This window comes from Saccharibacter sp. EH611, from assembly GCF_009834765.1.
Taxonomy (GTDB): domain Bacteria; phylum Pseudomonadota; class Alphaproteobacteria; order Acetobacterales; family Acetobacteraceae; genus Saccharibacter.
In genome coordinates this window covers 1-9561 of the sequence record NZ_WVHP01000019.1, presented here as the reverse complement: position 1 = coordinate 9561, position 9561 = coordinate 1, and the positions used below count along the sequence as shown (strand labels likewise).

General features: G+C 55.5%; 14 protein-coding genes. 11 read left to right on the top strand and 3 right to left on the bottom strand.

Annotation, left to right across the window (positions count from 1 at the left end; genetic code table 11):
* Positions 1–34: 34 nt before the first annotated feature.
* Positions 35–1291, top strand: a complete 1257-nt coding sequence (locus GS535_RS05285) for a PBSX family phage terminase large subunit (RefSeq protein WP_160793097.1) — start codon at positions 35–37, stop codon at positions 1289–1291.
* On the opposite strand, the gene GS535_RS05280 is transcribed toward GS535_RS05285, so the two are convergent.
* On the bottom strand, positions 1288–1548 hold the full coding sequence (locus GS535_RS05280; protein WP_160792580.1) for a transcriptional regulator: 261 nt from the start codon (positions 1546–1548) through the stop codon (positions 1288–1290). The two genes, GS535_RS05285 and GS535_RS05280, sit on opposite strands and share 4 nt — an antisense overlap.
* A 159-nt stretch (positions 1549–1707) precedes the next feature.
* Positions 1708–1860, bottom strand: a complete 153-nt coding sequence (locus tag GS535_RS05275; protein WP_160793096.1) for a hypothetical protein — start codon at positions 1858–1860, stop codon at positions 1708–1710.
* Positions 1861–1924: 64 nt separating this feature from the next.
* Here GS535_RS05275 and GS535_RS05270 point away from each other — a divergent pair, with 64 nt between their 5' ends.
* The 7 genes from GS535_RS05270 to GS535_RS05240 are packed head-to-tail and all read left to right on the top strand — an operon-like array spanning position 1925 to position 7975.
* The gene (locus tag GS535_RS05270) at positions 1925–3565 is read left to right on the top strand and encodes a DUF1073 domain-containing protein (protein ID WP_160793095.1); all 1641 of its coding nucleotides are present in this window, start codon (positions 1925–1927) and stop codon (positions 3563–3565) included.
* Entirely contained in the window at positions 3565–4392 is an 828-nt protein-coding gene (locus GS535_RS05265) for a phage minor head protein (RefSeq protein ID WP_160793094.1), read from the top strand. The genes GS535_RS05270 and GS535_RS05265 overlap by 1 nt, the downstream gene beginning before the upstream one ends.
* Positions 4373–5578, top strand: coding sequence for a DUF2213 domain-containing protein (locus GS535_RS05260; RefSeq protein ID WP_160793093.1), 1206 nt, complete (start codon positions 4373–4375; stop codon positions 5576–5578). The genes GS535_RS05265 and GS535_RS05260 overlap by 20 nt, the downstream gene beginning before the upstream one ends.
* Positions 5579–5582: 4 nt before the next feature.
* Positions 5583–6077 carry a hypothetical protein gene (locus GS535_RS05255; RefSeq protein ID WP_160793092.1) on the top strand — a complete coding sequence of 165 codons (495 nt, stop codon included), beginning with the start codon at positions 5583–5585 and terminating at the stop codon, positions 6075–6077.
* Between the two features lie 18 nt (positions 6078–6095).
* Entirely contained in the window at positions 6096–7127 is a 1032-nt protein-coding gene (locus GS535_RS05250; protein WP_160793091.1) for a DUF2184 domain-containing protein, read from the top strand.
* 3 nt (positions 7128–7130) lie between these two features.
* Positions 7131–7541 (top strand): hypothetical protein, encoded by a 411-nt coding sequence (locus GS535_RS05245; RefSeq protein ID WP_160793090.1) that lies wholly within the window; start codon positions 7131–7133, stop codon positions 7539–7541.
* Positions 7541–7975: a DUF4054 domain-containing protein gene (locus GS535_RS05240; RefSeq protein ID WP_160793089.1), complete on the top strand. Its 435-nt coding sequence runs from the start codon at positions 7541–7543 to the stop codon at positions 7973–7975. Before GS535_RS05245 ends, GS535_RS05240 begins: the two co-directional genes overlap by 1 nt.
* A 39-nt stretch (positions 7976–8014) precedes the next feature.
* On the opposite strand, the gene GS535_RS05235 is transcribed toward GS535_RS05240, so the two are convergent.
* On the bottom strand, positions 8015–8206 hold the full coding sequence (locus GS535_RS05235) for a hypothetical protein (protein WP_160793088.1): 192 nt from the start codon (positions 8204–8206) through the stop codon (positions 8015–8017).
* A gap of 29 nt (positions 8207–8235) precedes the next feature.
* Here GS535_RS05235 and GS535_RS05230 point away from each other — a divergent pair, with 29 nt between their 5' ends.
* The 3 genes from GS535_RS05230 to GS535_RS05220 all read left to right on the top strand — a co-directional run.
* Positions 8236–8739: a hypothetical protein gene (locus GS535_RS05230; RefSeq protein WP_160793087.1), complete on the top strand. Its 504-nt coding sequence runs from the start codon at positions 8236–8238 to the stop codon at positions 8737–8739.
* A complete protein-coding gene (locus tag GS535_RS05225) occupies positions 8729–9124 on the top strand; it encodes a hypothetical protein (protein ID WP_160793086.1) in 396 nt (131 codons plus the stop codon). Before GS535_RS05230 ends, GS535_RS05225 begins: the two co-directional genes overlap by 11 nt.
* A partial coding sequence (locus GS535_RS05220) for an LIC_12616 family protein (protein WP_160799170.1) occupies positions 9070–9561 on the top strand: 492 nt, incomplete at its 3' end. The genes GS535_RS05225 and GS535_RS05220, both read left to right, overlap by 55 nt.

The window sequence follows — 9561 nt, the reverse complement described above, 5'->3', positions numbered from 1 at the left end:
ACTGAAATACGTCACACCATAGTTGACCCAAAAAATGACAGAAACAGCGCCCCTTGATATTCAGACACCGCGTGTTTTTGCGCCGTTGCTCCAGCCTGCGCGTTATAAGGGCGTATGGGGTGGTCGCGGCTCTGGGAAGTCTCACTTCTTTGCTGAATACCTCGTAGCGCAAGCGATGATGCGCCCCGGCCTGCGGGCTGTGTGCATTCGTGAAATCCAGAAGTCACTGAATATGTCGGTCAAGCAGCTCGTGACAGACAAGATCATGGCGCACGGTTTAGCTGACAAGTTCGAGTTGCTCGATAAGGAAATTCGCACACCGGGCGACGGCGTGATTATCTTCCAAGGGATGCAGAACCATACGGCGGACTCGATCAAGTCGCTGGAAGGCTTTGACGTTGCGTGGGTGGAAGAAGCTCAGTCCCTCTCGGCTCATTCGCTCAAGCTGTTGCGTCCGACCATCCGTAAACGCGGTTCTGAAATCTGGTTTAGCTGGAACCCCTCGCACGCTGAAGACCCAGTGGATGCGTTCCTCCGCACAACAGAGGCCGAGGCTGATCCCAAGATTGTCGTGGTGTGCGCGAACTGGTCTGACAATCCGTGGTTCCCTGCTGTTCTCAATGACGAGCGCGAACGCGACCAGAGAGCGCGACCTGACGAATACGACCATATCTGGGAAGGCGGCTATCAGCAGGTTACTGAAGCGCTGATCTTCCGTTATCGTGTCGAGTATGGCTGCGACTTTGAAGCGCCTGAAGACGCCCGCCTCTATTACGGTGTGGATTGGGGCTTTGCCAAAGACCCAACGGCCATTGTGCGGTGCTTTATCACTGACGACGTGCTCCATATCGACTATGCAGAAGGCGGTGTCGGCGTTGAGATGGACGCTCTCCCTGCTTTGTTCGACAAGGTGCCGGGCACACGCTCATGGCCCATCCTCGCTGATTGTGCCCGTCCAGAGACCATCTCCTTCATGGCGAACAAATATGGCTACCGCATTACGGGAGCGAAGAAATGGAAAGGCAGCGTCGAGGACGGCATTGAGCGCCTCAAGGGTTTCCGTGGCATTCGTGTGCATAAACGTGCAGAGAAGATCGCGCGGGAATTCCGCACCTATTCTTACAAGGTCGATCGTCAGACAGAAGCCATTTTACCCAAGATTGAAGACGCCAACAATCACTGGATTGACGCCACCCGCTACGCCCTCGATGGCCTCATTCAGAACCGCCGCAAGATGCCGGATTTCTCCGCCTTTGCAGGACAGCAGATCGTGCGTCGGTCTTTTGTTTAGCCAAGAAGGGCCTGTTTTGCCTCTATATCGTCTCGCAAGGTCGTTTCCATAGCGTGGCATTGCTGCGACCGTTCGCGAAGGAGCCGCAATACCTCGTCAGTCCACCCCGGCGGAGAACGTCGCTTCCCAGACAGAACGCCCCGGATTCGACTTGAGTCCACCCCAAGGTAATCAGCGAGGTCGCTCTGCCAACGCTGCCCAAAGGCAACCCGGCCCGCTTCTGCAAGTTGGTCAGCCGTTAAGCGCCACTCGCTCATTGCGAGAGGTTCCAGCATACGCGCCCAACAAGCGCTATCACAAAAAGAGCGGCCATAGCACCGATGAAGCGCGACGGCTTCTCACTCCAATAGTGCATAAGTTTTTCAGTCATCTCGTCTTCTCCTAAGAGAAAAGGATAAGGGGCCAAGCCCCCTCCCCTAATGTTTGAACCATGATGTCAAATGGTCGGCAATAGAAAAAGCCGTTTGAATGACCGTCCCGATAGCGCTGATGAGGGCCATCCAGAAGAGAAGTTTTTCATTTCGGTTGCTCATATCGTCGATCCTTTCTTGATCCGTCAGGCGCCCCATTGGGCTTCCTTGTTTCTATTTATAGGAACATTTTTCTTAATAATCAAGCCAAAAATTCCTTATAATGTCCCTCTTCCGCAAAAAAGCAACGCCGCCGTCACAGCGGCGTGAACCTGTTGTGCATCCAACGTCAGAGGAGAAGCCGCGTTCGTGGCTTTCGTCTCTGTTTGGGCATTACACGGCTGAGGATGCGAGGGGAGATGGAGCGCCGCCCTTGGACGTGCGCCTTGCTCCTTGCAAGCCTGCGCCGGGTGTCGTGCCAGAAAGGCAGAGATTGGCCAATGACAGCGCCCTTGATGCCGTGCAGGGACAGATCAGCGCCTATGCCGCCGGCAATGCGGGCGCAATCCAGTCATGGCTGGCGGATGGTTTGGGCTTTATGGGCTATCCTTACCTCTCCCAAATGGCCATGCGTGCTGAGTTCCGTAAGCCATGCGACATTATCGCCCGTGAAGCAACACGGGAATGGATACGATTTAAATCAACCAAGAACATCAACATCACCGATTACGATACGGACGAAGAAGCTAACGCCGCCCGTGAACAGCAATCACGCGAGACGGCTGAGAAGATCAGCGCGATTGAGGCTGAGTTTAAGCGCCTTGATGTGCGGGCTCTGCTCTATCGCCAAGTGCTCAGTAGCCTTCTAAACGGCGTTGGTTATCTTTGGATCGACATCGTAGGCCTATCGGCTGATGCGACGGGACAAAATGTTCCGCTCAAGATCAATGAGCACGGCGTTAAGAAGGGAAGCCTCAACGGGTTCAAGATTATTGATCCGGTCTGGACATCGCCCAACTATTTTAACGCTGACAGTCCCTACCGCGCAGGCTTTTACGACCCTGACAATTACTGGGTGCAAGGCTGCCTGACCCATAAAGACCGCCTGCTGAAGATGGTGCCTTACGAGGTGCCCGACATCTTCAAGCCTGCCTTTAACTTTGGTGGCCTGTCACTCACCCAACAGCTCCGCCCTTACGTTCATAACTTCCTCCGAACCCGCAATAGCGTGAGCGACATCACGGCCAATTTCTCCAAGTTGGTGCTCAAGACAGACATGACTGCGGCCATGCAAGGTGGCGTGATGGATCACAATGGCACCAGCACGATTATGGGCCGCGCGTCTTTCATGCAGCAAGTCTCTGAAGGGCAAAGCACGATTGTGGCCGATAAAGAGAATGAAGAGGTCTCTATCGTCGCCACTCCTCTTGGCGGCCTGTCTGATCTGCAAGCGCAATCTATGGAGGCGATGGCCTCTATCCCCGGTATTCCGCTTGTTAAGCTGTTCGGCATCACACCAAACGGCCTTAATGCGTCGTCAGAGGGAGAAATCCGCGTTTTCTATGACGAGATCGCCGCCTTTCAAGAAAACAACCTGCGCCCCATTCTTGAGAAAATCCTGCGTCTCATTCAGCTCAACCTATGGGGCGAGATCGATGAGAGCCTCGACTTTGACTTCGTCAATCTCTGGCAGCTCGATGATGAAAAAGCCGCGAGTGTAGAGAAAGCCAAAGCTGAAGCCGACAAGATCAACATCGAAGCGGGCAAGATCACGCCTGACGAAGCGCGGATGCGCGAAGAGCAAGATCAGAACAGCCTGTATCGTGGCGTGAACCTCTCAGGTGAAGCCCCCGGTATTCCTGAGACGGAACCGCCCAACCTTGGTGGCTCTGAAGGGGACAGCGGAGAGAGTGGAGCCTTCTAATGGCCCAGCTTATCGCTCCCGGGCGTTCAATACGCTTGCAAAAAGGGCGCTCTAATGCAGGGGTTGCGGCTACATATCGCAAGCACCTCACCGTTCTGATACGGCGGATGCATCGCGACACGCTCCAGACCATACGCGCCCATTACCGCCGCGCTGAACCCGAGATCGCCCTTGATGCCAACCCTCTGACGGCACTGCAAGATGCGCTCGAGCAATTGCAGGCAAAGTGGCGGCTTCTCTTTAACGCTCAGGGCGCAGCTCTTGCTGGGCAGTTTGTGGAAAGAGGCCGTTCAGATGCAGAGGCAGACCTGCGCCGCCGCCTTAAACGCGCAGGATTTGGGATCACATTCAAGCCCTCTGCAACGCTTCGCCGACAGCTTGAGATTGCCACCCAGTACAATGTTCGGCTCATCACCTCGATCGGTGAGCAATATCAGCAAGGCATCAATGCCCTTGTTACAGAAGCCGTCATGGCGGGCGGCGACCTTGGGACGCTGACAAAGAAACTTCAGTCTCGCTGCGGGGTGTCTGAGCGCAAGGCGGCGTTCATCGCCACTGACCAAAACAATAAGATCAGTCAGTTTGTCGAACGCCAGCGCGCCTCTGAGCTGGGCCTTAAAGAAGCCTATTGGCGGCATGTTTGCGGTGGGCGTTTCTCCCGTGAAGACCATCGCCGCGCTGATGGCATGCGGTACGACATCGCTAAAGGCTGCTTTATTTCGGGCCAATACATCCAACCCGGGCAGCTCGTGAATTGCCGATGCCGTGCCGAATATATCATTCCCGGTTATAATGATTGGAAATCCCATGGAACGACTAGCCATTGACCGCATGGGCTCCGTGCGCACCTTTGACAAGGATGGGCGGCTGCATGTGGAAACCACGCCCATTAGCAAGGCCAATATTTGCGGCTATTTTGGCCGTGAAATCCCTCGCTCTGAAGAGCTTGGACTCAAACCCGAACAGACCTACCGTCTGCTCCGTGACCCTATCGAACTCGAACGTGGCGCTGCGACCTTTAACGGCCTCCCCGTTTTAGATGATCACCCCACGAACACCTCACGCGTCACCGCTGCCGACCCGCAAAAGCATATCGTTGTGGGCTCGACGATGCGAAACGCCATCTTTGAAGACCCCTACCTTAAAAACGGGCTGACCATCTGGGACGGCCCACTGATTGAGAAGATCAAATCTGGCCAGCAGCGCGAGTTGTCCTGTGGCTACGATTACGATGCCGATATGACACCGGGCACCTACAAGGGCGAGCCCTATGACGGACGCATGACCAACATTCGCGGCAACCATGTGGCTCTTGTGCCCAATGGCCGCGCTGGGAGTGACGTCACCGTTCACGATACTGCACAAGGAGCGCCAATTATGGCCGAAACAAAAGACAAAACAGGCTGCGACAGCCAAGACAATGCGTTGCGCGACATCTTAGGCGAAGACGCCGAGGACGACACAATCGCCGCGATTAAGAAGCTCTTCACCTCAAGCGCTAATGACAACGGTGATGAGGAGGGCGACAAAGCGAAGAAGTCCGCCGAAGATGGCGATGACACGGAAGGCGGCAAGCCCGCCGCCAAGGATGAAGGCGACGACACGAAAAAGCCCGCTGAAGATGAGGATGAAGACGATCCCAAAAAGAAACCAGCGGAAGATGACGACGAGGACAAAGAGCGCGAGCGTAAAGCCGCAACAGATAGCGACATTAACCGCATAGTAGAGCGCCGACTGGAGCGCGAACGCCAACGCCAACGTGCGGCAAATGATGCGCGTCGTGATGTCCGCCCTCTCGTCGGCGAGGTGCATGACCTCGATAACGCCGCAGATATTTACCGCTACGCCCTCTCTCAGCAGGGCATGGCCAATGACAGTCTCGTAGGCGTCAATACACCCGGCTTGAAGGCGTTGGTGCAGGCTAAGGTTGATCGCCAATACCCTGCCTCACCTGCTCCCATCGCTAACGACAGCGCCTCACTGCCGTTCACTCCTCCTCGCCAACTAGGATAGTCCCATGTCCACCGAATTTCAGAGATCCGTTAATTACACATGGCCGCAAGGTTATGCGGGTGGGGTGGCCTCTGCCAATCCACGCCGTTCTGTCATTTCTCCTGAAGCGGGATTCCGCGCTGGCTCTTCCGGGCTGCTGATTGCCGCTTTCGCTTGGGTCAATCAGGACGGCATGACTGTTTCCAACACAGGTAATGGCAAACCTGCGGGCTTTGTCCATCGTGACCAACAAGGCTTAACCACCCAATATTTGCAAGGCGCAACGATGAGCATCCCGGCAGGCTTTGCCGTCACGCTCTCATCTGGTGGCGATTACTGGGCGCTTTCCCAGACGGACGCCACTGTTGGGCAGTCTGTTTATGCCTCGACCAAAGATGGTACACTCCAAACGGCAGCCCCCGGCTCTGCTCCACAAAATACCGTTGATACGGGCTGGATCGTCACACAAGGCGCGCCCGCTGGAACAGAAATCATCATCACCGGCCCCCTCACCGCATAATATTCTTACAGGACACTCATGGCACAGATTACGCCTGCTCAACTCAAGCAGTATTATGGCGTGCATGGCGTGCAGGACTACAATCCATCCCGCATGGCTCATGACGCCGCCGTTACCGCTCCCAATAGCGGCATTCCCAATATCTTCAGCACCTTTACAGACCCTCGCGTCACCAAGGTGCTCATCACCCCTACCAAAGCAGAAGAAATCTACGGTTCTGCCAAAAAGGGCGATTGGCTCACTGAAACCGCACAATTCTCCCTCGTGGAAATGTCCGGCCAGACAGCCTCTTACGATGATTACAGCCAGAACGGCGATAGCGACGCGAATGCCAACTGGGTCATGCGTCAGTCTTTCCATTACCAAACCTGGACAAAATGGGGCGAGCGCGAAGTTGAAATGATGGGCGCGGCCAAGATTGGCTGGGCGGCTCAGAAAAACGAAGCCTCTATCTCTATCCTCAACAAAACACAGAACCGCATTAGCCTGTTCGGTGTAGAAGGATTACAGCTCCGTGGCGCACTTAATGACCCAGCCCTTCCCGCTGCTCTTCAGCCTACCCCCAAAGTGACCGCATCAGGAACGGCCACAGGGGGAACAGATTGGCTGAGCACCACTGACCCTAATCAGGTCTACAACGACATCCTCAAAGCAGTTCAGAAAATCCTCGCACAAATGGGCGGGAATGCTGACCTTGAAAGCAAGATGACGTTAGTCATCCCCACAACACGTCAGCAATGCCTGCTCTACGCGAACCAGTTCCGCACCACCGTGCGCGACCTGCTGAAAGAGAACCTGCCTAATCTGACGGTCAAAACGCTGCCTGAAGCGGGCTCTGACCTCGCAGGGGGCTTGAGCAAGATTACTCAAATGCAGCTTTTCTTAGAAGAAGTTGACGGCCAAAAAACCGTTGAAACCGCCTTCACTGAGAAGCTCCGCGCCCACGCCGTTGAGCGCTACAGCTCAAACATTCGGCAGAAGAAAACACAGGGAAGCTGGGGCACCATTTGGTATTACCCGGTCGCTTGCGTCACGATGGTAGGGATTTAAGACATGGCTAAATTTATCACGGTGTTATGCCGCCTCCCTTCCGGGGTTGAGCTGGAACTGCACGACCTCGACAGCCTTAAAGAACGAGCTAATTCCGCCGCGCCGATTGGTCTGGCCTCTGTCCCGCGCCAATCCGTCCTACTCAACGGGGCCAAGCATGACCCCACCTATCATCCCGCTGAGGGCCGCCTTCTTGGTCGTGCTGGGCGCACGCAGGTAGAAGAAGACTTCTGGAATGAGTGGCTCAAACAAAATGAGCGCAATGACCTCGTCACCCGCAAGCTCGTCTTCGCAGAAGCCAGCCCCACAAAAGCGGACGCTGCTTTAGCAGAACTCAGCAAAGAGCGCACAGGCTTAGAGGGGAACGACCCCGACAACCTGCCTAAAGACGTGAGCAAACTGGAGAAAGAATAATGACGGACGGTGTTGTTGAGTTCTCCTACACAGACTGGGCGGCGGCCTTCCCTCCCCTTGCGCAGAACGTGAAGGAGCCACAGGCGCGCATGCTGTTCCGGCAAGCATGTCGGTTCCTCAACAACACCGCCTTTTCCATTGTGCAAGACGTTGAGGAGCGGCAGGACTTGCTCTGGCTTCTCATGGCTCATCTCGCCCAGCTTGGCCTCAACGCCAGCGGGGCGGGCTCTACAGGCACGCAAGGCGGCGTGGGGCGCATCGCCTCCGCCTCCCGTGGCTCCGTTTCCGTCTCATTCGATGGGGCGGGCCTGCCTTCCCATGCGGGCTGGTTTACCCAAACGCAATACGGCCTCACCTACTGGCAGGCTACCGCTCAATATCGCCAGATGAGGATGACCCCCGGACGCCCTCATCCGGCGAGGATTTGGCCGTGAGGTGCGATAGAACATCAGAGAGACCGGCCAACGCACGGCTCAGTGCCACAGCACTTTCCAGAGCAAGAACGCCACGAGTACAGGGATTGCCACACGGACAATAAGCGCCACAATCCCTTGAGGGGCATGGCCGCCGCGCTTGTGGGCATAGACCAACATCCCAATACGAACCGCGCAGAGCACGACAATCACAAGCGTTAGGGCAATCTTGCCAGTTATCGCTCCATACATACAGCGTGTCTCTTTCCAAGGTAAAACCAATGTCTGCCTCTTTTAAAGGCGGAGCTAGATTACAGGCTCACCTTAAAAAACTCCAAGAAACTCTTGGGAAAAAGAAAGCCGTAAAGGTTGGCTTCTTTGAAAACGCCACCTACCCAGACGGCACGTCCGTAGCTGTAGTAGCCGCCACGCAAGAATTCGGCTCTCCTGCGCAAAACATCCCTGCTCGTCCCTTCATGCGGCCTGCTTTTGATGAGCGCCATGAGCAGTGGGGCAAAGCCATCACAGGGGTCTTGAAGACCAGCAATGGGAATGTTGAAGGCGCCCTAGAGCGCGGGGGCGCTGCCGCCGCTGAGGATATTAAAAAAGCCATCCAAGCCGTCCATGATCCTATGCTGGCTGTCAGCACTATCGAGGCACGCTTGCGGGACTGGGAAGAAACGGGCGCTTTTGAGAAAGATAAAGACCTCCAAAAGCCCCTCATCCGCACGGGACATATGCTTAACTCTGTGTCCTATCAGGTGGAGGATGACGATGGTTCTTGACCTCTACGATATGGCGCTTGGCTTAACGACGGCAGTCAATCCTCTGATAGAGGGCGTGCTTAGGCGCTCCATCGGCCCTGTCAGAAATCCCGATTATAGCGTCAGTGACGGCTACGAAGACATTCCCGTTCAGATGGAGGTTCAGGCCCTGTCAACGTCTGACCTTCAACTGCTGGACAACCTCCAGCAACAATCCGATGCCCGTGCGGTTTACCTTCGCGGCGCTGCAAATGCCCTTAACCGCCCTCTTCAAAGCGGCGGCGATGTGCTGGTCTTTGACGGCTCTGAGTGGCTCATCACCCAAGTTCTCGAAGAATGGGGAGAAGACGAATGGCGCAAAGTGATTGTTACGCGGCAAATCGCACAACCTCAAACATCCAACTAACCCCAACCGAACCACAGATTATGAAGGCGCTTGGGGACTGGCTGGAGACGGTGCTTCCGTCAGGTTGGGTCGTGCTACAAGCCCAGCAAAACCGCGCGACACCACCACTCCCTCCCTTCGCGCTTATGCAGATCATTTCTCGTAAGCGCAAAGCCACAAATAGCCGCGAGTATCACGACCAGAGCGTGACCATCATTCAATCGCTTATCATGAGCATTCAGGTCACACTCTATGGCACGGGCGCGGGCGATGGGGCGGTGCAGCTTAATACCGCATGGCGTGACCATGACGCCGTCACCTTTTTCCGTGACGTTCTACCTGAAGCCGCCCCTCTCTACGGATCAGAGCCCAGACAGCACCCCTTCACCACCGCTGAAAAGCAGTATGAGGACACATGGTCACTTGACCTCGCCCTTCACGTCAACAGCCGCATTACG